Source organism: Stenotrophomonas beteli (genome assembly GCF_001431665.1).
Lineage (GTDB): Bacteria > Pseudomonadota > Gammaproteobacteria > Xanthomonadales > Xanthomonadaceae > Stenotrophomonas > Stenotrophomonas beteli.
Window position 1 is genome coordinate 23493 of sequence record NZ_LLXV01000042.1, and the last position, 22132, is coordinate 45624.

24 protein-coding genes are annotated in these 22132 nt (G+C 63.2%); all 24 read left to right on the forward strand.

What is annotated here, in order from left to right; genetic code table 11:
* Positions 1-321: 321 nt before the first annotated feature.
* The 24 genes from rpoB (at position 322) to rplR (ending at position 22008) form a co-directional block, all read left to right on the forward strand.
* Positions 322-4476, forward strand: a complete 4155-nt coding sequence (gene rpoB, locus ARC23_RS11190; protein ID WP_057497300.1) for a DNA-directed RNA polymerase subunit beta — start codon at positions 322-324, stop codon at positions 4474-4476.
* 87 nt (positions 4477-4563) lie between these two features.
* Complete coding sequence (gene rpoC, locus ARC23_RS11195) at positions 4564-8787, forward strand: DNA-directed RNA polymerase subunit beta' (protein ID WP_057497301.1); 4224 nt, start codon at positions 4564-4566, stop codon at positions 8785-8787.
* A gap of 284 nt (positions 8788-9071) precedes the next feature.
* The gene (gene rpsL / locus ARC23_RS11200; RefSeq protein ID WP_004145320.1) at positions 9072-9446 is read left to right on the forward strand and encodes a 30S ribosomal protein S12; all 375 of its coding nucleotides are present in this window, start codon (positions 9072-9074) and stop codon (positions 9444-9446) included.
* Positions 9447-9458: 12 nt separating this feature from the next.
* Positions 9459-9932: a 30S ribosomal protein S7 gene (rpsG, locus tag ARC23_RS11205; RefSeq protein ID WP_004145321.1), complete on the forward strand. Its 474-nt coding sequence runs from the start codon at positions 9459-9461 to the stop codon at positions 9930-9932.
* Positions 9933-10070: 138 nt separating this feature from the next.
* The gene (gene fusA / locus ARC23_RS11210) at positions 10071-12212 is read left to right on the forward strand and encodes an elongation factor G (protein ID WP_057497302.1); all 2142 of its coding nucleotides are present in this window, start codon (positions 10071-10073) and stop codon (positions 12210-12212) included.
* A 52-nt stretch (positions 12213-12264) separates the two neighbouring features.
* Complete coding sequence (gene tuf, locus ARC23_RS11215; RefSeq protein WP_057497303.1) at positions 12265-13455, forward strand: elongation factor Tu; 1191 nt, start codon at positions 12265-12267, stop codon at positions 13453-13455.
* 332 nt (positions 13456-13787) lie between these two features.
* Complete coding sequence (rpsJ, locus tag ARC23_RS11220; protein ID WP_005408208.1) at positions 13788-14099, forward strand: 30S ribosomal protein S10; 312 nt, start codon at positions 13788-13790, stop codon at positions 14097-14099.
* A gap of 11 nt (positions 14100-14110) precedes the next feature.
* A complete protein-coding gene (gene rplC / locus ARC23_RS11225; RefSeq protein ID WP_004145336.1) occupies positions 14111-14761 on the forward strand; it encodes a 50S ribosomal protein L3 in 651 nt (216 codons plus the stop codon).
* Between the two features lie 12 nt (positions 14762-14773).
* Positions 14774-15379 (forward strand): 50S ribosomal protein L4, encoded by a 606-nt coding sequence (rplD, locus tag ARC23_RS11230; protein ID WP_057497304.1) that lies wholly within the window; start codon positions 14774-14776, stop codon positions 15377-15379.
* Complete coding sequence (gene rplW, locus ARC23_RS11235) at positions 15376-15675, forward strand: 50S ribosomal protein L23 (RefSeq protein ID WP_004145338.1); 300 nt, start codon at positions 15376-15378, stop codon at positions 15673-15675. Before rplD ends, rplW begins: the two co-directional genes overlap by 4 nt.
* A 10-nt stretch (positions 15676-15685) precedes the next feature.
* Positions 15686-16513, forward strand: a complete 828-nt coding sequence (gene rplB / locus ARC23_RS11240) for a 50S ribosomal protein L2 (RefSeq protein ID WP_004145339.1) — start codon at positions 15686-15688, stop codon at positions 16511-16513.
* Positions 16514-16519: 6 nt separating this feature from the next.
* Positions 16520-16789 (forward strand): 30S ribosomal protein S19, encoded by a 270-nt coding sequence (gene rpsS, locus ARC23_RS11245; RefSeq protein ID WP_005415413.1) that lies wholly within the window; start codon positions 16520-16522, stop codon positions 16787-16789.
* Positions 16790-16801: 12 nt separating this feature from the next.
* Complete coding sequence (gene rplV, locus ARC23_RS11250; RefSeq protein ID WP_080375339.1) at positions 16802-17137, forward strand: 50S ribosomal protein L22; 336 nt, start codon at positions 16802-16804, stop codon at positions 17135-17137.
* Positions 17138-17155: 18 nt separating this feature from the next.
* On the forward strand, positions 17156-17890 hold the full coding sequence (gene rpsC / locus ARC23_RS11255; protein WP_004145350.1) for a 30S ribosomal protein S3: 735 nt from the start codon (positions 17156-17158) through the stop codon (positions 17888-17890).
* A gap of 5 nt (positions 17891-17895) precedes the next feature.
* Positions 17896-18309: a 50S ribosomal protein L16 gene (gene rplP / locus ARC23_RS11260; protein ID WP_025879305.1), complete on the forward strand. Its 414-nt coding sequence runs from the start codon at positions 17896-17898 to the stop codon at positions 18307-18309.
* Positions 18309-18494, forward strand: coding sequence for a 50S ribosomal protein L29 (gene rpmC, locus ARC23_RS11265; protein WP_004154487.1), 186 nt, complete (start codon positions 18309-18311; stop codon positions 18492-18494). The genes rplP and rpmC overlap by 1 nt, the downstream gene beginning before the upstream one ends.
* A gap of 11 nt (positions 18495-18505) precedes the next feature.
* Positions 18506-18775 (forward strand): 30S ribosomal protein S17, encoded by a 270-nt coding sequence (rpsQ, locus tag ARC23_RS11270; protein ID WP_053519744.1) that lies wholly within the window; start codon positions 18506-18508, stop codon positions 18773-18775.
* A gap of 12 nt (positions 18776-18787) precedes the next feature.
* A complete protein-coding gene (gene rplN / locus ARC23_RS11275; RefSeq protein ID WP_010483978.1) occupies positions 18788-19156 on the forward strand; it encodes a 50S ribosomal protein L14 in 369 nt (122 codons plus the stop codon).
* Positions 19157-19172: 16 nt separating this feature from the next.
* Complete coding sequence (gene rplX / locus ARC23_RS11280) at positions 19173-19490, forward strand: 50S ribosomal protein L24 (RefSeq protein ID WP_053519745.1); 318 nt, start codon at positions 19173-19175, stop codon at positions 19488-19490.
* An 11-nt stretch (positions 19491-19501) separates the two neighbouring features.
* On the forward strand, positions 19502-20044 hold the full coding sequence (gene rplE / locus ARC23_RS11285; protein ID WP_004145361.1) for a 50S ribosomal protein L5: 543 nt from the start codon (positions 19502-19504) through the stop codon (positions 20042-20044).
* Positions 20045-20062: 18 nt separating this feature from the next.
* Complete coding sequence (gene rpsN, locus ARC23_RS11290; RefSeq protein WP_057497305.1) at positions 20063-20368, forward strand: 30S ribosomal protein S14; 306 nt, start codon at positions 20063-20065, stop codon at positions 20366-20368.
* A gap of 258 nt (positions 20369-20626) precedes the next feature.
* The gene (rpsH, locus tag ARC23_RS11295) at positions 20627-21025 is read left to right on the forward strand and encodes a 30S ribosomal protein S8 (RefSeq protein WP_005415417.1); all 399 of its coding nucleotides are present in this window, start codon (positions 20627-20629) and stop codon (positions 21023-21025) included.
* Between the two features lie 18 nt (positions 21026-21043).
* On the forward strand, positions 21044-21568 hold the full coding sequence (rplF, locus tag ARC23_RS11300) for a 50S ribosomal protein L6 (protein ID WP_049401434.1): 525 nt from the start codon (positions 21044-21046) through the stop codon (positions 21566-21568).
* 80 nt (positions 21569-21648) lie between these two features.
* Positions 21649-22008 (forward strand): 50S ribosomal protein L18, encoded by a 360-nt coding sequence (gene rplR, locus ARC23_RS11305; protein ID WP_203226356.1) that lies wholly within the window; start codon positions 21649-21651, stop codon positions 22006-22008.
* The last annotated feature ends 124 nt before the right edge of the window (positions 22009-22132 follow it).

Here is a 22132-nt window from a genome sequence, read left to right on the forward strand (position 1 = left end):
TTGCATCGTCATCGATTCACGGCGATGCAGCCAAGGCTGGGGGCGTAAGCCCCCGGCCTTTGGTCGTTGTTGCGGTACCGGTAGGGTCGACTGTTAGTCGACTGTTTCAAAAGCAGGAAAAAGCCCAACACGGGCTGCGGTCAGACCCCGGCAGGCCAGCGCAGAGCGCGGCAGCGGGGGAGTGGATGCAGACGAGTTGGCAGTTGGAAGTAGCGGGAGAAGGCGTGCTGGTGCCGGCAATACCAGCGACTTCCAACTGACAATTTCAAGTTCCCTTCAGGGTCGTGGACGCACGGCCCGCACAACAAGGTGGAAGACCTCATGACGTCCTATTCGTTCACCGAAAAAAAGCGTATCCGCAAGGATTTCGGCAAGCAGCGCTCGATTCTCGAAGTGCCGTTCCTGCTTGCCATCCAGGTGGATTCCTATCGTGAATTCCTGCAGGAAAACGTCGATCCGGCCAAGCGCACGGACCACGGCCTGCACGCTGCGCTGAAGTCGGTCTTCCCGATCGCCAGCTACAGCGGCAATGCTGCCCTGGAATACGTCGGCTACAAGCTGGGCGAACCGGTCTTCGACGAACGCGAGTGCCGCCAGCGCGGCATGAGCTACGGCGCCCCGCTGCGCGTCACCGTGCGCCTGGTGATCTACGACCGTGAGTCGTCGACCAAGGCCATCAAGTACGTGAAGGAGCAGGAGGTCTATCTGGGCGAAATCCCGCTGATGACCGAGAACGGCACCTTCATCGTCAACGGCACCGAGCGCGTCATCGTCTCGCAGCTGCACCGCTCGCCGGGCGTGTTCTTCGACCACGACCGTGGCAAGACCCACAGCTCGGGCAAGCTGCTGTACAGCGCCCGCATCATTCCTTACCGCGGTTCCTGGCTGGACTTCGAGTTCGACCCGAAGGACGCGCTGTTCACCCGTATCGACCGCCGCCGCAAGCTGCCGGTGTCGATCCTGCTGCGCGCGCTCGGCTACAGCAACGAAGAGATGCTGGCCGAGTTCTTCGAGATCAACACCTTCCACATCAACCCGGATGAAGGCGTCCAGCTGGAGCTGGTGCCCGAGCGCCTGCGTGGCGAAACCCTGGGCTTCGACCTCGCCGACGGCGACAAGGTCATCGTGGAAGCCGGCAAGCGCATCACCGCGCGCCACATCAAGCAGCTGGAAGCCTCGGGCATCGCTGCCCTGGCCGTGCCGGACGACTACATCGTCGGCCGCATCCTGTCGCACGACGTGGTCGATGCCTCGACCGGCGAACTGCTGGCCCAGGCCAACGACGAGATCACCGACGAACAGCTGCAGGCCTTCCGCAAGGCCGGCGTGGACGCGGTCGGCACCCTGTGGGTGAACGACCTGGATCGTGGCCCGTACCTGTCCAACACCCTGCGCATCGACCCGACCAAGACCCAGCTGGAAGCCCTGGTCGAGATCTACCGCATGATGCGTCCGGGCGAGCCGCCGACCAAGGACGCCGCGCAGAACCTGTTCCACAACCTGTTCTTCACCTTCGAGCGCTACGACCTGTCCGCGGTCGGCCGCATGAAGTTCAACCGTCGCGTGGGCCGCAAGGAAACCACCGGCGAAGCGGTGCTGTACGACAGCAAGTACTTCGGTGAGCGCAACGACGAAGAGTCCAAGCGCCTGGTTGCCGCCCATGGCGACAGCTCCGACATCCTGGACGTGATCAAGGTCCTGACCGAGATCCGCAACGGTCGCGGCGTGGTCGACGATATCGACCACCTGGGCAACCGCCGCGTGCGTTCGGTCGGCGAGATGGCCGAGAACGTGTTCCGCGTGGGCCTGGTCCGCGTCGAGCGCGCGGTCAAGGAGCGCCTGTCGATGGCCGAGTCCGAAGGCCTGACCCCGCAGGAGCTGATCAACGCCAAGCCGGTCGCCGCGGCCATCAAGGAGTTCTTCGGTTCCTCGCAGCTGTCGCAGTTCATGGACCAGAACAACCCGCTGTCGGAGGTGACCCACAAGCGTCGCGTCTCGGCCCTGGGCCCGGGCGGTCTGACCCGTGAGCGCGCCGGCTTCGAAGTGCGCGACGTGCACCCGACCCATTACGGCCGCGTCTGCACCATCGAAACCCCGGAAGGCCCGAACATCGGCCTGATCAACTCGCTGGCCGTGTACGCCCGCACCAACCAGTACGGTTTCCTCGAGACCCCGTACCGCAAGGTCGTGGACGGCAAAGTCTATGACGAAGTCGAGTTCCTGTCGGCGATCGAAGAAAACGAGTACGTCATTGCGCAGGCCAACGCGCTGACCGACGCCAACAGCGTGCTGACCGAGCAGTTCGTTCCCTGCCGTTACCAGGGCGAATCGCTGCTGAAGCCGCCGGCGGAAGTCCACTTCATGGACGTCTCGCCGATGCAGACCGTGTCGATCGCGGCCGCGCTGGTTCCGTTCCTGGAGCACGATGACGCCAACCGCGCGCTGATGGGCGCCAACATGCAGCGTCAGGCCGTGCCGACCCTGCGTGCGCAGAAGCCGCTGGTCGGTACCGGTATCGAGCGCGCCGTGGCGCGTGACTCCGGCGTGACCGTGAACGCCCGCCGTGGTGGTGAGATCGTGCAGATCGACGCCGCCCGCATCGTGGTCAAGGTCAACGAGGAAGAGATCGTTGGCGCCACCGACGCCGGCGTGGACATCTACAACCTGGTCAAGTACACCCGCTCGAACCAGAACACCTGCATCAACCAGCGTCCGCTGGTCCAGGTCGGTGACGTCATCGCCCGCGGCGACGTGCTGGCCGACGGCCCGTCCACCGACATCGGCGAACTGGCCCTCGGCCAGAACATGCTGATCGCGTTCATGCCGTGGAACGGCTACAACTTCGAAGACTCCATCCTGCTCTCCGAGCGCGTGGTGGAAGAGGATCGCTACACCACGATCCACATCGAAGAGCTGACCTGCGTTGCGCGTGACACCAAGCTGGGGCCGGAGGAAATCTCCGCCGACATCCCGAACGTCTCCGAGCAGGCGCTGAACCGCCTGGACGAGAGCGGCGTGGTGTACATCGGTGCCGAAGTCCGTGCCGGCGACATCCTGGTCGGCAAGGTCACTCCGAAGGGCGAAAGCCAGCTGACCCCGGAAGAGAAGCTGCTGCGCGCGATCTTCGGCGAGAAGGCTTCGGACGTGAAGGATAGCTCGCTGCGCGTTCCGCCGGGCATGGATGGCACCGTCATCGACGTGCAGGTCTTCACCCGCGACGGCATCGAGAAGGACAAGCGCGCCCGCCAGATCGAAGAGTCTGAAATCAAGCGCGTCAAGAAGGACTTCGACGACCAGTTCCGCATCCTGGAAGCGGCCATCTACATGCGCCTGCGTTCGCAGATCGTGGGCAAGGTGGTCAACGGCGGTGCTGGCCTGAAGAAGGGTGACGTGATCACCGACGCCTTCCTCGACGGCCTGAAGAAGGCTGACTGGTTCGCCCTGCGCATGAAGGACGAAGACGCTTCGGAAGCCATCGAGCGCGCGCAGAAGCAGATCCAGGCGCACGAGAAGGAGTTCGAGCGTCGCTTCGCCGACAAGCGCGGCAAGATCACCGCCGGTGACGACCTCGCTCCGGGCGTGCTGAAGATGGTCAAGGTGTTCCTGGCCGTGAAGCGCCGCATCCAGCCGGGCGACAAGATGGCAGGCCGCCACGGCAACAAGGGTGTGGTGTCCAACGTGGTGCCGGTCGAGGACATGCCGTACATGGCCTCGGGCGAGACCGTGGACATCGTGCTGAACCCGCTGGGCGTGCCGTCGCGTATGAACATCGGCCAGATCCTGGAAGTGCACCTGGGCTGGGCCGCCAAGGGCCTGGGCCGCAAGATCCAGGCGATGATGGAAGCCCAGGCGGCGGTCGCCGACCTGCGCAAGTTCCTGGACGACATCTACAACCACGACGACACCAACGTGGCCAACCGTGTCGACCTGTCGCAGTTCAGCGACGAGGAACTGCTGCGCCTGGCCCGTAACCTGACCGACGGCGTGCCGATGGCCACCCCGGTGTTCGACGGCGCCACCGAAGCGGAAATCAAGCGCATGCTGGAACTGGCCGACCTGCCGAGCAGTGGCCAGACCCAGCTGTACGACGGCCGCACCGGTGAAGCATTCGACCGCCACACCACTGTCGGTTACATGCACTACCTGAAGCTGAACCACCTGGTCGACGACAAGATGCACGCCCGTTCGACCGGCCCGTACTCGCTCGTCACCCAGCAGCCGCTGGGCGGCAAGGCGCAGTTCGGCGGCCAGCGCTTCGGTGAAATGGAAGTCTGGGCGCTGGAAGCCTACGGCGCGGCCTACACCCTGCAGGAAATGCTGACGGTGAAGTCCGATGACGTGCAGGGCCGCAACCAGATGTACAAGAACATCGTCGACGGTGAGCACGAGATGGTCGCGGGCATGCCGGAATCCTTCAACGTGCTCGTGAAGGAAATCCGCTCGCTGGCCATCAACATGGAACTGGAAGACAACTGATCCATGCCGGCGCGGCGGTCCGCCGCCGCGCCGCTGGCAGTGAACTGAAAGCCCATCGACACAGCATTCCTCCTTCTGGAGAACACCATGAAAGACCTGCTCAACCTCTTCAACCAGCAGCGCCAGACGCTGGACTTCGACGCGATCAAGATCGCGCTGGCCTCGCCGGACCTGATCCGTTCGTGGTCCTTCGGCGAAGTGAAGAAGCCGGAAACCATCAACTACCGTACCTTCAAGCCGGAGCGTGACGGCCTGTTCTGCGCCGCCATCTTCGGGCCGGTCAAGGACTACGAGTGCCTGTGCGGCAAGTACAAGCGCATGAAGCACCGCGGCGTGGTCTGCGAAAAGTGCGGCACCGAAGTGACCCTGGCCAAAGTGCGCCGCGAGCGCATGGGCCACATCGACCTGGCATCGCCGGTCGCGCACATCTGGTTCCTGAAGTCGCTGCCGTCGCGCATCGGCCTGATGCTGGACATGACCCTGCGTGACATCGAGCGCGTGCTGTACTTCGAAGCCTACGTGGTGACCGAGCCGGGCCTGACCGCCCTGGAGCGCCGCCAGCTGCTGACCGAAGAACAGTACCTGCAGGCCCGCCAGGAGCACGGTGACGACTTCGACGCCGCGATGGGCGCCGAGGCCGTGTACGAACTGCTGCGCACCATCGACCTGCAGTCGGAAATGACCCGCCTGCGCGAGGAAATCGCCGCTACCGGTTCGGAAACCAAGCTCAAGCGCCTCACCAAGCGCATCAAGCTGATCGAAGCCTTCCTGGAATCGGGCAACCGTCCGGAATGGATGGTCATGACCGTGCTGCCGGTGCTGCCGCCGGACCTGCGCCCGCTGGTGCCGCTGGACGGCGGCCGCTTCGCGACCTCCGACCTGAACGACCTGTACCGCCGCGTCATCAACCGCAACAACCGCCTGCGCCGCCTGCTCGAACTGAGCGCGCCGGACATCATCGTGCGCAATGAAAAGCGCATGCTGCAGGAATCGGTCGATGCGCTGCTGGACAACGGCCGTCGTGGCCGTGCCATCACCGGCACCAACAAGCGCCCGCTGAAGTCGCTGGCCGACATGATCAAGGGCAAGCAGGGTCGCTTCCGCCAGAACCTGCTCGGCAAGCGCGTCGACTACTCGGGCCGTTCGGTCATCGTGGTCGGCCCGTACCTGCGCCTGCACCAGTGCGGCCTGCCGAAGAAGATGGCGCTGGAGCTGTTCAAGCCGTTCGTCTTCGCCAAGCTGCAGCGTCGTGGCCTGGCCACCACCATCAAGGCCGCCAAGAAGCTGGTCGAGCGCGAAGAAGCCGAAGTCTGGGACATCCTGGAAGAGGTCATCCGCGAGCATCCGGTGATGCTGAACCGTGCGCCGACCCTGCACCGCCTGGGCATCCAGGCGTTCGAGCCGGTGCTGATCGAGGGCAAGGCCATCCAGCTGCACCCGCTGGTCTGCACCGCGTTCAACGCCGACTTCGACGGTGACCAGATGGCCGTCCACGTGCCGCTCTCGCTGGAAGCCCAGCTGGAAGCGCGTGCGCTGATGATGTCCACCAACAATATCCTGTCGCCGGCCAACGGCGAGCCGATCATCGTGCCGTCGCAGGACGTCGTGCTGGGTCTGTACTACATGACCCGCTCGCTGGAAAACAAGAAGGGCGAGGGCATGGCCTTCGCCAACATCGCCGAAGTCAAGCGCGCCTATGACAACCGCGTGGTGGAACTGCACGCACGCGTCAAGGTCCGCATCACCGAGGTGGTGACCGACGAGGAAGGCAACAAGCAGAACAAGACCTCGATCGTGGACACCACGATCGGTCGCGCCCTGCTGGCTGAAATCCTGCCGGAAGGCCTGCCGTTCGCGCTGGCCAACACCGAGCTGACCAAGAAGAACATCAGCCGCCTGATCAACTCCAGCTACCGCCAGCTGGGCCTGAAGGACACGGTCGTGTTCGCCGACAAGCTGATGTACACCGGCTTCGCCTACGCGACCCGCGCCGGCGTCTCGATCGGCATCGACGACATGCTGATCCCGGACGAGAAGAAGGGCATCCTCACCGAGGCCGAAGCCGAAGTGCTGGAAATCCAGGAGCAGTACCAGTCGGGCCTGGTCACCGCCGGCGAGCGCTACAACAAGGTGGTCGACATCTGGTCGCGCACCAACGAGCGCATCGCCAAGGCGATGATGGACACCATCGGTACCGAGAAGGTGGTCAATGCCAAGGGCGAGACCATCGACCAGAAGTCGATGAACTCGCTGTACATCATGGCCGACTCCGGTGCGCGTGGTTCGCAGGCGCAGATCCGTCAGCTGGCCGGCATGCGCGGCCTGATGGCCCGCCCGGATGGCTCGATCATCGAGACGCCCATCAAGGCGAACTTCCGCGAAGGCCTGAACGTGCAGGAGTACTTCAACTCCACCCACGGTGCCCGTAAGGGTCTGGCCGATACCGCGCTGAAGACCGCGAACTCGGGTTACCTGACCCGTCGTCTGGTCGACGTGGCGCAGGACGTGGTGATCACCGAGGTGGATTGCGGTACCACCGAAGGCCTGATCATGACCCCGATCGTGGAAGGCGGCGACGTGGTCGAGCCGCTGAAGGACCGCGTGCTGGGCCGCGTGGTTGCCGAGGACGTGTTCCTGCCGGGCAACGACGAGGATCCGATCGTCACCCGCAACACCCTGCTCGACGAAGCCTGGGTCGCCAAGCTGGAAGATGCCGGCGTGCAGACCATCAAGGTCCGCTCGACCATCTCCTGCGAATCGGCGTTCGGTGTCTGCTCGCGCTGCTACGGCCGCGACCTGGCCCGTGGCCACCTGGTCAACATCGGTGAAGCGGTCGGCGTCATCGCCGCCCAGTCCATCGGTGAGCCGGGTACCCAGCTGACCATGCGTACGTTCCACATCGGTGGTGCGGCGTCGCGAGCTGCAGCGGTCGACAACATCACCGTCAAGACCACCGGTTCGGTCAAGTTCAACAACCTCAAGTCGGTCGAGCATGCCAATGGCTCGCTGGTCGCAGTGTCGCGCTCGGGCGAAATCTCGGTGCTCGACGCGCACGGCCGTGAGCGTGAGCGCTACAAGCTGCCCTACGGTGCCAACATCACCTCCAAGGACGGCGAGGCGGTCAAGGCTGGCCAGACCGTGGCCAACTGGGATCCGCACAACCACCCGATCGTTTCCGAAGTGGCCGGTTTCGTGCGCTTCGTGGACTTCATCGACGGCATCACCGTCATCGAGAAGACCGACGAACTGACCGGCCTGGCGTCGCGCGAGATCACCGACCCGAAGCGTCGTGGTTCGCAGGGCAAGGATCTGCGTCCGCTGGTCCGCATCGTCGATGCCAAGGGCAACGACCTGTCGATCCCGGGCACCGATCTGCCGGCGCAGTACCTGCTGCCGCCGCGCTCGATCGTCAACCTGCAGGACGGCGCCCCGGTGGGCGTGGGCGACGTCGTCGCCAAGATCCCGCAGGAAGCATCGAAGACCCGCGACATCACCGGTGGTCTGCCGCGCGTGGCCGACCTGTTCGAAGCGCGCAAGCCGAAGGATCCGGCGGTGCTGGCCGAGCGTTCGGGCATCATCAGCTTCGGCAAGGACACCAAGGGCAAGCAGCGCCTGATCATCAAGGACACCGATGGTTCGGAGCACGAAGAGCTGATTCCGAAGTACCGCCAGGTCATCGTGTTCGAAGGCGAGCATGTGACCAAGGGTGAAACCATCGTGGACGGCGAGCCGAGCCCGCAGGACATCCTGCGCCTGCTGGGTGTCGAGCCGCTGGCGGCCTACCTGGTGAAGGAAATCCAGGACGTGTACCGCCTGCAGGGCGTGAAGATCAACGACAAGCACATCGAGGTGATCACCCGCCAGATGCTGCGCAAGGTCGAGATCACCGATCAGGGCAGCAGCAAGTTCCTGAACGGCGAGCAGGTGGAGCGTCAGCGCGTGATCGAGGAGAATGCGCGCCTGTCGACCCGCAACGAGCTGCCGGCCCAGTTCGATCCGGTGCTGCTGGGCATCACCAAGGCCTCGCTGGCGACCGAGTCGTTCATCTCGGCGGCGTCCTTCCAGGAAACCACCCGCGTGCTGACCGAAGCGGCCGTCCGCGGCACCTCGGACAACCTGCGTGGCCTGAAGGAAAACGTCATCGTCGGCCGCCTGATTCCGGCCGGTACCGGCCTGGCGTACCACAGCAACCGCCGTCGTGGCGCTTCCGGTCTCACCGAGTCGGAGATGCAGACCCTGGCCGGCACCCCGGCTGCGGTCGAGGCCCCGGCGGTGGAAGCCGCGGCCGAGCAGGCTGCGGGCGAAGAATGAGGTATCCGGTCCGGCCGCAAGGCCGGGCCACCCCATCGGTGCATTGATGGGATTGGGAAAGGGCAGGGCGGATCGTCCGCGATCCACCCCGCCAACCTGAACGGGGTACACGGAGGCCCCCCAGTAACGTTCCGGGATCAGGAACGGGCTTGACAGGAGGCGTTTGACTGCTTTCCTGGCAGGTTGCTACAATCGTCTGTCTCAGCAGGCCAAAATTTCGGCCTGCTTTAACATTTCCGCATCTCTGGTCGGATTTTCCGGCCACCAATCAGAAGAACCTACTGATGGCGACGATCAACCAGCTGGTCCGCAAGCCGCGGCAAGCGACCACCTACAAGAGTGCCTCGCCGGCGCTCGACAAGTGCCCGCAGCGCCGTGGCGTCTGCACCCGTGTCTACACCACCACTCCGAAGAAGCCGAACTCGGCTCTGCGCAAGGTTGCCAAGGTCCGCCTGACCAACCAGGAAGAAGTGATTTCCTACATCGGTGGTGAAGGCCACAACCTGCAGGAGCACTCCGTGGTCCTGATCCGCGGCGGTCGCGTCAAGGACCTGCCGGGTGTGCGTTACCACACCGTTCGTGGCTCGCTCGACGCCGCCGGCGTTGCCAAGCGTCGCCAGGCCCGTTCCAAGTACGGCGCCAAGCGTCCGAAGGCATAAGGAGAGAGCACAATGTCGCGTAAGGGTAATACTCCGCAGCGTTCCGTCCTGCCCGATCCGAAGCACGGAAGCGAAACCATCGCCCGCTTCATCAACATGGTCATGCAGAGCGGCAAGAAGTCCGTCGCCGAAAAGATCGTGTACGGCGCCATGGACGTGATCACCGAGAAGAACAGCAGCGCCAACGCCATTGAACTGGTGCAGAAGGCGCTGGACAACGTCGCTCCGGCGGTCGAAGTCAAGTCGCGCCGCGTCGGTGGTGCCACCTACCAGGTGCCGGTCGAAGTGCGCTCGTCGCGCAAGATGGCTCTGGCCATGCGCTGGCTGATCGACTCCGCGCGCAAGCGTGGTGAGAACACCATGCCGAAGAAGCTGGCTGCTGAACTGATCGACGCCTCGGAAAACCGTGGCGGCGCCATCAAGAAGCGCGAAGAAACCCACCGCATGGCCGAAGCCAACAAGGCATTCGCCCACTACCGCTGGTGAGTTTGACGGCCTTGTAAAACAGGCAGGGCAGCACCATTACGGTGCTGCCTCGCGGCCCCAGAAGGGCTGCGCCAATCCGAAGGCCGCCGCAAGGCGGCGTTCGGCCATCCGAATTCCAAGAAATCTGAGAGGCTCCCCGTGGCCCGTTCCACTCCCATCGAGCGTTACCGCAACTTCGGCATCATGGCCCACATCGATGCCGGCAAGACCACCACGTCCGAGCGCATCCTGTTCTACACCGGCAAGAGCCACAAGATCGGTGAAGTGCATGACGGCGCCGCCACCATGGACTGGATGGAGCAGGAGCAGGAGCGTGGCATCACGATCCAGTCCGCTGCCACCACCGCGTTCTGGAAGGGCATGGACAAGTCCCTGCCGGAGCACCGCTTCAACATCATCGACACCCCCGGGCACGTCGACTTCACCATCGAAGTGGAGCGCTCGCTGCGCGTGCTCGACGGTGCCGTCTTCGTCCTGTGCGCCGTCGGTGGCGTGCAGCCGCAGTCGGAAACCGTGTGGCGCCAGGCCAACAAGTACCACGTGCCGCGCATCGCGTTCGTCAACAAGATGGACCGCACCGGTGCCAACTTCCAGAAGGTCGTCGGCCAGCTGAAGGCCAAGCTGGGCGCCGTTGCCGTGCCGATGCAGCTGCCGATCGGCGCTGAAGACAACTTCAAGGGCGTTGTCGACCTGCTGAAGATGAAGGCCATCCATTGGGATGAGGCTTCGCAGGGCATGAAGTTCGAGTACAGCGACATCCCGGCCGAGCTGCAGGCGGCTGCCGAAGAGGCTCGCCAGTTCATGGTCGAGACCGCTGCCGAAGCCAGCGAAGAGCTGATGGAAAAGTACCTGGGCGGCGAAGAGCTGGCCGAGGCTGAAATCATCAACGCGCTGCGTACCCGCACCCTGGCCACCGAGATCGTGCCGATGTACTGCGGCTCGGCCTTCAAGAACAAGGGCGTGCAGGCCATGCTGGACGGCGTGATCCAGCTGCTGCCGTCGCCGGTCGACGTGCCGGACGTGAAGGGCGTGGACGTTGACGACGACACCGTCGAAATGACCCGCAAGTCGGACGACAAGGCTCCGTTCTCGTCGCTGGCCTTCAAGATCATCACCGACCCGTTCGTCGGCGCGCTGACCTTCTTCCGTGTCTACTCGGGCACCCTGAACGGTGGCGACACCGTGCTGAACTCGGTGAAGGGCAAGAAGGAGCGCATCGGCCGCATCCTGCAGATGCACTCGAACAACCGCGAGGAAATCAAGGAAGTTCTGGCCGGTGACATCGCCGCGGCGGTGGGCCTGAAGGACACCACCACCGGTGACACCCTGTGCGCCGTGGACGCCCCGATCATCCTGGAGCGCATGACGTTCCCGGAGCCGGTGATCTCGATGGCCGTCGAGCCGAAGACCAAGTCGGACCAGGAAAAGATGGGCCTGGCCCTGGGCCGTCTGGCGCAGGAAGATCCGTCGTTCCGCGTCAAGACCGACGAAGAATCCGGCCAGACCATCATCTCGGGCATGGGCGAGCTGCACCTGGACATCATCGTCGACCGCCTGAAGCGCGAGTTCAACGTTGAAGCCAACGTCGGCGCGCCGCAGGTGGCCTACCGCGAAACCATCACCCTGGCCGACGTCAAGTCGGACTACAAGCACGCCAAGCAGTCTGGTGGTAAGGGTCAGTACGGTCACGTCGTGATCGAGCTGTCGCCGATCACTGCTGCCGACCGTGCCGATCCGAAGCTGGCTCCGGCCATCAAGGACGACTTCCTGTTCATCAACGACATCACCGGCGGCGTGATCCCGAAGGAATTCATTCCGTCGGTCGAGAAGGGCCTGCGCGAAACCATCACCAGCGGTCCGCTGGCTGGCTTCCCGGTGGTGGACGTCAAGGTGAAGCTGGTGTTCGGTTCGTACCACGACGTCGACTCCTCGGAAATGGCGTTCAAGCTGGCTTCGTCGATGGCCTTCAAGCAGGGCTTCGCCAAGGCCAAGCCGGTGCTGCTGGAGCCGATCATGAAGGTCGAGATCGTGACCCCGGAGGATTACCAGGGTGACGTGATGGGCGACGTCAGCCGTCGTCGCGGCGTGCTGCAGGGTTCCGACACCACCGGTGACGGTTCGGCCAGCATCATCAACGCGATGATCCCGCTGGGTGAAATGTTCGGCTACGCCACTGCGCTGCGTTCGCAGACCCAGGGCCGCGCCACCTTCACCATGGAATTCGATCACTACGAGCCGGCGCCGACCAACATCGCCGAAGCCGTCATGAAGAAGGGCTGAGCCTCGCTCAGCCTCTCTTGAAACCACTTACGAACAATCAAGGTATAGAACAATGGCAAAGGGTAAGTTCGAGCGCACCAAGCCGCACGTCAACGTCGGCACCATCGGTCACGTCGACCACGGCAAGACCACGCTGACCGCCGCACTGACCAAGATCGGTGCCGAGCGCTTCGGTGGCGAGTTCAAGGCGTATGACGCCATCGACGCCGCACCGGAAGAAAAGGCGCGTGGTATCACGATCTCGACCGCACACGTCGAATACGAATCCCCGACCCGTCACTACGCCCACGTTGACTGCCCGGGCCACGCTGACTACGTCAAGAACATGATCACCGGTGCCGCCCAGATGGACGGCGCGATCCTGGTGTGCTCGGCCGCTGACGGCCCGATGCCGCAGACCCGCGAGCACATCCTGCTGTCGCGTCAGGTCGGCGTGCCGTACATCGTCGTGTTCCTGAACAAGGCCGACATGGTCGACGACGCCGAGCTGCTCGAGCTGGTCGAGATGGAAGTGCGCGAACTGCTGAGCAAGTACGAGTTCCCGGGCGACGACACCCCGATCATCGCGGGTTCGGCCCGCCTGGCGCTGGAAGGCGACCAGAGCGACATCGGCGTGCCGGCCATCCTGAAGCTGGTCGATGCCCTGGACACCTGGATTCCGGAGCCGGAGCGTGCGATCGACAAGCCGTTCCTGATGCCGGTGGAAGACGTGTTCTCGATCTCGGGCCGCGGCACCGTGGTGACCGGTCGTATCGAGCGCGGCATCATCAAGGTCGGCGACGAAATCGAAATCGTCGGTATCCGTCCGGTGCAGAAGACCACCGTGACCGGCGTTGAAATGTTCCGCAAGCTGCTGGACCAGGGCCAGGCAGGCGACAACGCCGGCCTGCTGCTGCGCGGCACCAAGCGTGACGACGTCGAGCGCGGCCAGGTTCTGGCCAAGCCGGGTTCGATCAAGCCGCACACCAAGTTCGAAGGTGAAGTCTACGTCCTGTCGAAGGACGAGGGCGGCCGTCACACCCCGTTCTTCAACGGCTACCGTCCGCAGTTCTACTTCCGCACCACCGACATCACCGGCGCTGCCAAGCTGCCGGAAGGCGTCGAAATGGTGATGCCGGGTGACAACATCAAGATGGAAGTCACCCTGATCAACCCGGTGGCCATGGACGAAGGCCTGCGCTTCGCCATCCGCGAAGGTGGCCGTACCGTCGGCGCCGGCGTGGTCTCGAAGATCATCGAGTAATCTGGTAGTATCTGCGCCCCGATGTTGCCTGGGTAGGGCATCGGGGCGTATCAAATGGGAAAGCAGGCACAGGATGTGCCTTGTGTTCCCCGGACCAGGAAGGGTCAATGCCATTCAGGCGGCGTCAACAGGCGACTGTTGACAGCTGCCTTGTGTGCCATTATGCTTCTACGTCTGGGCAGGCCTGGGAACGGGTCTGCCTACGTTTTTGAGGTCTACGGATTGACCTTGTCGGCCTGCAGGAGTGCGGGCCGTCCGTATTCAGGAATTTCATGGGGCAAAGCAACCCAGAGGCTTTGTCTGTCGCTCTTTTAACGAAGGAACCTACCGCCATGGCGGACCAAAAGATCCGGATCCGGCTGAAAGCGTTCGATCATCGTCTGATCGACCGTTCGGCCAGCGAGATCGTTGAAACGGCAAAGCGGACCGGCGCGCAAGTGCGTGGCCCGATCCCGCTGCCGACCAAGATCGAGCGTTACACCGTTCTCGTCTCCCCGCACGTCGACAAGGACGCGCGTGACCAGTACGAGACCCGCACGCACAAGCGCGTGCTCGATATCGTTGACCCGAATGACAAGACCGTGGACGCGCTGATGAAGCTCGAACTGGCTGCCGGCGTCGACGTTCAGATCAAGCTGACCTGAGGACTACGACCATGACGAAGAAGTATTCGTTGGGCTTCGTGGGCCGCAAGGCCGGCATGAGCCGCGTGTTCACCGAAGATGGTCGTTCCATCCCGGTGACCCTGATCGAAGCAACCCCGAACCGCATCGCGCAGATCAAGACCGTCGAAACCGACGGCTACAGCGCCGTGCAGGTGACCGTCGGCGCGCGTCGCGCTGCCCTGGTCAACAAGCCGGAAGCCGGCCACTTCGCCAAGGCGAAGGTGGAAGCGGGTCGTGGCCTGTGGGAATTCCGCGTTGAAGACGCGCAGCTCGGCGATTTCGCCGTTGGCGGCGAAGTCAAGGCGGACATCTTCGAAGTCGGCCAGATCGTCGACGTCCAGGGTGTCACCAAGGGTAAGGGCTTCCAGGGCACCATCAAGCGCCACAACTTCCGTATGGGCGATGCAACCCACGGTAACTCGCTGTCGCATCGCGCGCCGGGTTCGCTGGGTCAGCGCCAGACCCCGGGTCGCGTTTTCCCGGGCAAGAAGATGTCGGGCCACATGGGCGCGGTGCAGCAGAGCACCCAGAACCTGGAAGTGGTCAAGGTCGACGTCGAGCGCGGTCTGATTGCGGTTCGCGGCGCCGTTCCGGGCGCGGCGGGTGGCGATGTGATCGTCCGTCCGGCGAGCAAGGCATAAGGAGAGATGACGATGGAACTCGTTATCACGGGTAGCAACAACAAGGTCTCGGTCTCCGAAGCCGTGTTCGGTCGCGATTTCAGCGAAGATCTGGTCCACCAGGTCGTCGTTGCTTACCGCAACGCCGGTCGCGCCGGCACCAAGGCGCAGAAGACTCGCTCCGAAGTGGCTGGTACCACCAAGAAGTCGAAGAAGCAGAAGGGCGGCGGCGCGCGTCATGGCGCACTGACGGCTCCGATCTTCGTCGGCGGCGGTGTCACCTTCGCGGCCAAGCCGCGCAGCTTCGAGCAGAAGGTCAATCGTAAGCAGTACCGTGCCGCCATGTGCGCGATCCTGTCCGAGCTGAACCGTCAGGGCCGTCTGACCATCGTGGAGGCCTTCGACGTCGAAGCCACCAGCACGAAGGGTCTGATCGCCAAGCTGGCCGGCCTGGAAGTGGGCAAGCGCCCGCTGATCGTCACCGAAGATGCCTCCGAGCACCTGTACCTGTCCGCCCGCAATCTGCCGTACGTGCAGGTGCGTGACGTCCAGGGCCTGGATCCGGTGTCGCTGGTCGGTGCCGACACGGTCGTCATCACCGCTGACGCGGTCAAGAAGGTCGAGGAGTGGCTGGCATGAACAGCAACGAAAAAATCTTCAGCGTGCTGCGTGCCCCGCGTGTCTCCGAAAAGACCGCGCGCCTGCAGGAACTCTCCAACCAGTATGTCTTCGAAGTTTCGAACGAAGCCACCAAGGCCGATGTAAAGGCCGCGGTTGAGCAGCTGTTCGACGTCAAGGTCGAAGCCGTCAACGTGGTCAACGTCAAGGGCAAGAACAAGTCCTTCCGTAACCGTGCTGGCCGCCGCGGCGATTGGCGCAAGGCGTACGTTCGCCTGGCCGACGGCCAGTCGATCGATGTAACGGCCAAGGCCTGAGGTACATCCCATGCCATTGATGAAATTCAAGCCCACTTCCCCCGGTCGTCGTTCGGCCGTGCGCGTGGTCACGCCCGACCTGCACAAGGGTGCTCCGCACGCCGCACTGGTCGAGTCGCAGAGCCGCTCGGGTGGTCGTAACCACCACGGCCGCATCACCGTGCGTCACGTCGGTGGTGGTGCCAAGCAGCACTACCGCATCATCGACTTCAAGCGCAACAAGCTGGGCATTCCGGCGCGCGTGGAACGCATCGAATACGATCCGAACCGCACCGCCCACATCGCCCTGCTGTGCTACGTCGACGGTGAGCGCCGCTACATCATCGCCCCGAAGGGCCTGAAGGCTGGTGATCAGGTGATCGCTGGTTCGGACGCCCCGATCAAGGCCGGCAACACCCTGCCGCTGCGCAACATCCCGGTCGGTACCACCATCCACTGCATCGAACTGAAGCCCGGCAAGGGCGCTCAGATCGCCCGTGCCGCAGGTGCGGCCGTGCAGCTGGTGGCCCGTGAAGGCATCTACGCCACCCTGCGCCTGCGCTCGGGTGAAATGCGTAAGGTTCCGGTCGAGTGCTGCGCCACCATCGGCGAAGTCGGCAACGACGAGCACAGCCTGGAAAAGCTGGGCAAGGCCGGTGCCAAGCGCTGGCGCGGCGTCCGCCCGACCGTTCGTGGTGCTGCCATGAACCCGGTTGACCACCCGCACGGTGGTGGTGAGGCGAAGGCCGGCCAGGGTAACCCGCACCCGGTCACCCCGTGGGGTGTCCCGACCAAGGGTTACAAGACGCGCCATAACAAGCGCACTCAGCAGTTCATCGTCCGCGATCGTAGGGGCTAATCGACCATGGCACGTTCACTCAAGAAGGGCCCGTTCGTCGATCACCACCTCGTCAAGAAGGTGGAGGCCGCTGCGGGCAGCAAGAAGCCGATCAAGACCTGGTCGCGCCGTTCGATGATCCTGCCTGACATGGTAGGCATCACCATTGCCGTGCATAACGGCAAGAACCACATCCCGGTTCTCGTCAACGAGAACATGGTCGGCCACAAGCTCGGCGAATTTGCCATCACCCGGACCTTCAAGGGTCACGGTGGTGACAAGAAGTCGGGCAAGTAAGGAGAGATGACAATGGAAGCGAAAGCCATCCTGCGCACTGCGCGCATCTCCCCGCAGAAGGCTCGTCTGGTCGCTGACCAGGTGCGCGGTCTGCCGGCCGAGCGTGCGGTCAACCTGCTGAAGTTCTCGGACAAGAAGGCTGCCCACCTGATCAAGAAGGTGGTGGAGTCGGCTATTGCCAACGCCGAGAACAACCAGGGCGCCGACGTCGACGAGCTGAAGGTTCAGACCATCATGGTTGATGAAGGTCCGACCCTGAAGCGTTTCATGGCGCGGGCGAAAGGCCGCGGTACCCGCATCCTCAAGCGCACCAGCCACATCACTGTGGTTGTGGGCGCCGGCAAGTAAGCGGATAAGGAAAAGACCATGGGTCATAAAGTTCATCCGATTGGTATCCGTCTCGGTATTTCCAAGGACTGGAACTCCAAGTGGTACGCCAACAAGGCCGAGTTCGCTGGTTACCTGGCAGCCGACCTGAAAGTGCGCGAAATGCTGCGCAAGAAGCTGGCTCAGGCCGGCATCAGCAAGATCCTGATCGAGCGTCCGGCCAAGACCGCTCGCGTGACGATCCACACCGCCCGCCCGGGCGTGGTGATCGGCAAGCGCGGTGAGGACATCGAGAAGCTGCGCAAGGAAGTGAGCGAGATGATGGGCGTTCCGGCGCACATCAACGTCACCGAAGTGCGCAAGCCGGAACTGGACGCGCAGCTCGTTGCCGAGTCGATCGCCCAGCAGCTGGAGCGTCGCATCATGTTCCGCCGCGCCATGAAGCGCTCGGTCGGCAACGCGATGCGCCTGGGTGCCCTGGGCATCAAGGTCAACGTGGGTGGCCGCCTCAACGGTGCGGAAATCGCCCGTTCGGAGTGGTACCGCGAAGGCCGCGTGCCGCTGCACACCCTGCGTGCCGACATCGACTATGGCTTCGCTGAAGCCAAGACGACCTACGGCATCATCGGCATCAAGGTCTGGATCTACAAGGGCGAAGTCTTCGATTTCTCCCAGGTTGGCCAGGAAAAGCAGGACGACACCCCGTCGCGCAACGATCGTCACGATCGCGGCGACCGCGGTGACCGTCAGCGCCCGGCTCGTGAAGCGAGGTAACGACAATGTTGCAACCCAAGCGAACCAAGTACCGCAAGGTACACAAGGGCCGTAACGAAGGCCTGAGCTGGAGCGCCAACGCTGTCAGCTTCGGCGAGTACGGCCTGAAGGCAACCGCACACGGTCAGCTGACCGCGCGTCAGATCGAAGCGGCCCGCCGCTCGATCAGCCGCTACGTCAAGCGCGGCGGCAAGATGTGGATCCGCGTGTTCCCCGACAAGCCCATCACCAAGAAGCCCATCGAAGTTCGAATGGGTTCGGGTAAGGGCAACGTGGAATACTGGGTGGCCCAGATCCAGCCCGGCCGCATGATCTATGAAATCGAGGGTGTTACCGAAGAAGTGGCACGCGAGGCGTTCCGCCTGGCCGCCGCCAAGCTCTCGGTCACCACCACTTTCGTGACCCGTACGGTGCGCTGATGGATATCAAAACTCTCCGTGAAAAGTCGGCTGACGAACTGAAGGCCCACCTGATCGACCTGCGTAAGGAACAGTTCTCTGTCCGTATGCAGCAGGTCACCGGCCAGCTGCCGAAGACCCACGACATCCGCCGGGTCCGTCGCGAGATTGCTCGCGTCAAGACCCTGCTCGGCAGCACGAAGTAAGGATGGCCGCTATGAGCGACAATACTGAAAACAAGACGCTGCGCACGGTCGAAGGCCGTGTCGTCAGCAACAAGATGGACAAGACGGTTACCGTCCTGGTTGAGCGTCAGGTCAAGCACGCGCTGTACGGCAAGTACATCAAGCGCTCGACCAAGCTGCACGCCCACGATGCCGACAACGCCTGCAAGGAAGGCGATGTCGTCCGCGTGACCGAGATTGCTCCGATGTCCAAGACCAAGAACTGGCGCGTGGTGGAAGTCATCACGCGTGCGGCTGAATAAGGAGTCTGAATCATGATCCAGATGCAGAGCTACCTTGACGTCGCGGACAATTCGGGTGCCAAGCAGGTGATGTGCTTCAAGGTGCTGGGTGGTTCCAAGCGCCGTTACGCCGGCATCGGCGACATCATCAAGGTCACCGTGAAGGATGCGATTCCGCGCGGCAAGGTCAAGAAGGGCGAAGTGTATGACGCCGTCGTGGTGCGTACCCGCAAGGGTGTGCGTCGCGCCGACGGCTCGCTGATCCGCTTCGACGGCAACGCTGCCGTTCTGCTGAACAACAAGCAGGAGCCGATCGGCACCCGTATCTTCGGGCCGGTGACCCGTGAACTTCGTTCGGAGAAGTTCATGAAGATCGTCTCGCTCGCTCCCGAAGTGCTGTGAGCGACAGGAGATAATCATGGCTAACCGTATCAAGAAGGGCGACCAGGTCGTCGTCAACACCGGCAAGGACAAGGGCAAGCAGGGCGAAGTCGTCCGCGTCGACGGCGACCGTGTGGTCGTCGCCAACGTGAACATCGTCAAGCGCCACACCAAGCCGAACCCGCAGGCAGGCGTTGCCGGCGGCGTGGTCGAGCGTGAAGCTTCGATCCATATCTCCAACGTGAATGTGCTGAACCCGGCTTCGGGCAAGGGCGAACGCGTTGGCTTCAAGGTGCTGGAGGATGGACGCAAACTGCGTGTGTTCCGCTCCAGCGGTGAGGCGCTCGACGCCTGAGGAATGTGAAGATGACTTCCCGTCTCGAAAAGTTCTACAAGGAAGAAGTGGTGCCGGCGCTGATGAAGCAGTTCGGCTACACCAATCCGATGGAAGTGCCGAAGCTCGTCAAGGTCACCCTGAACATGGGTGTCGGCGAAGCGGCAACCAACAAGAAGATCCTGGAAAACGCCGTCGGCGACATGACCAAGATTTCCGGCCAGAAGCCGGTTGTCACCAAGTCGCGTATCTCGGTTGCGTCGTTCAAGATCCGTGATGGCTGGCCGATCGGCTGCAAGACCACGCTGCGTCGCCACAAGATGTACGAGTTCCTGGACCGCCTGATCAACATCTCGCTGCCGCGCGTGCGCGACTTCCGTGGTGTTTCCGGTCGTTCCTTCGACGGTCGCGGCAACTTCAACATGGGTGTGAAGGAACAGATCATCTTCCCGGAAATCGACTTCGACGCCGTCGACGCGATCCGCGGTATGGATATCGCCATCACCACCACTGCGAAGACCGACGCGGAAGCGAAGGCGCTGCTGGCAGCGTTCAAGTTCCCGTTCCGTAACTGATCTGTCGAGGAAACCGAAATGGCAAAGACCTCCATGGTCAACCGCGACATCAAGCGGGAAAAGCTGGCCAAGAAGTACGCTGACAAGCGTGCGGCTCTGAAGAAGATCGTGTCCTCGGTGGATGCGACCTACGAAGAGAAGATCGAAGCCGCTACCAAGCTGGCCAAGCTGCCGCGCGACTCGTCGCCGAGCCGCCAGCGCAACCGCTGCGAGCTGTCCGGCCGTCCGCGTGGCGTTTACAGCAAGTTCGGCCTCGGCCGCAACAAGCTGCGTGAAGCTACCATGCGTGGCGACGTCCCGGGCCTGCGCAAGGCCAGCTGGTAATCCCAGCCGGTCCTGCGATCAGGAGCCCCCTCGGGGGTTCCTGAACCGGGGAGGGGAGGCATTCAGCTTCCCTTCTGCGAAAAAACCCGAAGAGCCCGACGCAAGTCGGGCTCTTTTGGCGTATACTCCCGCGTCTTGCCCTGTGCAAACCGGGTTATAGGGCGTGCCGCTGGCCCGCCGCAGGAAGGGACCTGGCCCGTTTCCAGGAGACAACAGATTTTCGCGAAAGCGGATATCGGTGCACTCAAAGGTACTCATATGAGCATGACTGATCCCATCGCCGACCTGCTGGTCCGCATCAAGAATGCGGCTGCGGTTGGCAAGCAGACGGTGAAAGCCCCGTCGTCCAAGATCAAGGTTGCGATCGCCCAGGTCCTGAAGGACGAGGGTTACATCACCGACCTGCGCGTGACCCAGCTGGAAAACAACAAGGCCGAGCTGGAAATCGTGCTGAAGTATTTCGAAGGCAAGCCGGTCATCGCGACCCTGAAGCGCTTCTCGCGTTCGGGCCTGCGCCAGTACCGCGGCAAGAGCGAGCTGCCGAAGGTCATGAATGGCCTGGGCATCTCCATCATTTCCACCTCCAAGGGCATCATGACTGATGCGCAGGCGCGCCAGCTGGGCGTCGGCGGCGAAGTCCTGTGCTTCGTGGCCTAAGGCGAAAGGAGTAGAACTATGTCCCGCGTAGCCAAGAAGCCGATCGACCTGGGTAAGGTTGAACTGAACGTCCAGTCGGACAGCGTCACCGCCAAGGGCCCGAAGGGCACCCTGTCGCTGGCCAAGCCGGCCGGCATTGCCATCAACGTCGACAACGGCGTTGCCACCCTGAGCACCGAAAACGCCGAGCTGGTCGCACTGACCGGTACCGTGCGTGCGATCCTGTCCAACATGGTCAAGGGCGTGTCCGAAGGCTTCGAGCGCAAGCTGGAGCTGGTCGGCGTGGGTTACCGCGCTGCCATGCAGGGCAAGGACCTGAGCCTGTCGCTGGGCTTCTCGCACCCGGTCGTGTTCGTGGCGCCGGAAGGCATCACCCTGTCGACCCCGACCCAGACCGAGATCCTGGTCCAGGGCGCTGACAAGCAGGTCGTCGGTGAAGTCGCCGCCAAGATCCGTGCGTTCCGCAAGCCGGAACCGTACAAGGGCAAGGGCGTGAAGTACTCCGACGAAGTCATCATCCGTAAGGAAGCCAAGAAGGCGTAAGTGCGAGTCCCTCGCAAGAGCCCGCAGATCCATGTGCGGGCTCCTCAGGGAGAAGCCCATCCTTCAGCTTTCAAGGAACAATCAAAATGAACAAGAACATCGCCCGCCTGCGTCGCGCCAAGTCGACCCGCGCCCACATCCGTGAGCTCGGCGTTGCCCGCCTGTCGGTGCTGCGCACCGGCCAGCACCTGTACGCCCAGGTCTTCACCGCTGACGGTTCCAAGGTGCTGGCCGCTGCCAACACCACCCAGGCCGACGTCAAGGAAGGCCTGAAGAACGGCAAGAACGCCGAGGCCGCTGCCAAGGTCGGCCGCATCGTGGCTGAGCGCGCCAAGGCCGCCGGCGTCGAGAAGGTGGCCTTCGATCGTTCGGGCTACCGCTACCACGGCCGCATCAAGGCCCTGGCAGAAGCCGCCCGCGAAGCCGGCCTGCAGTTCTAAGGGATAAGGGCAGGGGACTTCGGGTCCCCTGTCCGCCTGCTCGCCAGCCTGAGTGAGGCTGGACGGCGCCGCTCTTCTGCAGCGGCCCACCGGAACGACGCGTCACTCCACAACCATAAGCGGC

Excerpts from the sequence above, each read along its gene's own strand:
- rpoB (WP_057497300.1), top strand. The coding sequence starts at position 322 with ATGACGTCCTATTCGTTCACCGAAAAAAAGCGTATCCGCAAGGATTTC.
- rpoC (WP_057497301.1), top strand. The coding sequence starts at position 4,564 with ATGAAAGACCTGCTCAACCTCTTCAACCAGCAGCGCCAGACGCTGGAC.
- rpsL (WP_004145320.1), top strand. The coding sequence starts at position 9,072 with ATGGCGACGATCAACCAGCTGGTCCGCAAGCCGCGGCAAGCGACCACC.
- rpsG (WP_004145321.1), top strand. The coding sequence starts at position 9,459 with ATGTCGCGTAAGGGTAATACTCCGCAGCGTTCCGTCCTGCCCGATCCG.
- tuf (WP_057497303.1), top strand. The coding sequence starts at position 12,265 with ATGGCAAAGGGTAAGTTCGAGCGCACCAAGCCGCACGTCAACGTCGGC.
- rpsJ (WP_005408208.1), top strand. The coding sequence starts at position 13,788 with ATGGCGGACCAAAAGATCCGGATCCGGCTGAAAGCGTTCGATCATCGT.
- rplC (WP_004145336.1), top strand. The coding sequence starts at position 14,111 with ATGACGAAGAAGTATTCGTTGGGCTTCGTGGGCCGCAAGGCCGGCATG.
- rplD (WP_057497304.1), top strand. The coding sequence starts at position 14,774 with ATGGAACTCGTTATCACGGGTAGCAACAACAAGGTCTCGGTCTCCGAA.
- rplW (WP_004145338.1), top strand. The coding sequence starts at position 15,376 with ATGAACAGCAACGAAAAAATCTTCAGCGTGCTGCGTGCCCCGCGTGTC.
- rplB (WP_004145339.1), top strand. The coding sequence starts at position 15,686 with ATGCCATTGATGAAATTCAAGCCCACTTCCCCCGGTCGTCGTTCGGCC.
- rpsS (WP_005415413.1), top strand. The coding sequence starts at position 16,520 with ATGGCACGTTCACTCAAGAAGGGCCCGTTCGTCGATCACCACCTCGTC.
- rplV (WP_080375339.1), top strand. The coding sequence starts at position 16,802 with ATGGAAGCGAAAGCCATCCTGCGCACTGCGCGCATCTCCCCGCAGAAG.
- rpsC (WP_004145350.1), top strand. The coding sequence starts at position 17,156 with ATGGGTCATAAAGTTCATCCGATTGGTATCCGTCTCGGTATTTCCAAG.
- rplP (WP_025879305.1), top strand. The coding sequence starts at position 17,896 with ATGTTGCAACCCAAGCGAACCAAGTACCGCAAGGTACACAAGGGCCGT.
- rpmC (WP_004154487.1), top strand. The coding sequence starts at position 18,309 with ATGGATATCAAAACTCTCCGTGAAAAGTCGGCTGACGAACTGAAGGCC.
- rpsQ (WP_053519744.1), top strand. The coding sequence starts at position 18,506 with ATGAGCGACAATACTGAAAACAAGACGCTGCGCACGGTCGAAGGCCGT.
- rplN (WP_010483978.1), top strand. The coding sequence starts at position 18,788 with ATGATCCAGATGCAGAGCTACCTTGACGTCGCGGACAATTCGGGTGCC.
- rplX (WP_053519745.1), top strand. The coding sequence starts at position 19,173 with ATGGCTAACCGTATCAAGAAGGGCGACCAGGTCGTCGTCAACACCGGC.
- rplE (WP_004145361.1), top strand. The coding sequence starts at position 19,502 with ATGACTTCCCGTCTCGAAAAGTTCTACAAGGAAGAAGTGGTGCCGGCG.
- rpsN (WP_057497305.1), top strand. The coding sequence starts at position 20,063 with ATGGCAAAGACCTCCATGGTCAACCGCGACATCAAGCGGGAAAAGCTG.
- rpsH (WP_005415417.1), top strand. The coding sequence starts at position 20,627 with ATGAGCATGACTGATCCCATCGCCGACCTGCTGGTCCGCATCAAGAAT.
- rplF (WP_049401434.1), top strand. The coding sequence starts at position 21,044 with ATGTCCCGCGTAGCCAAGAAGCCGATCGACCTGGGTAAGGTTGAACTG.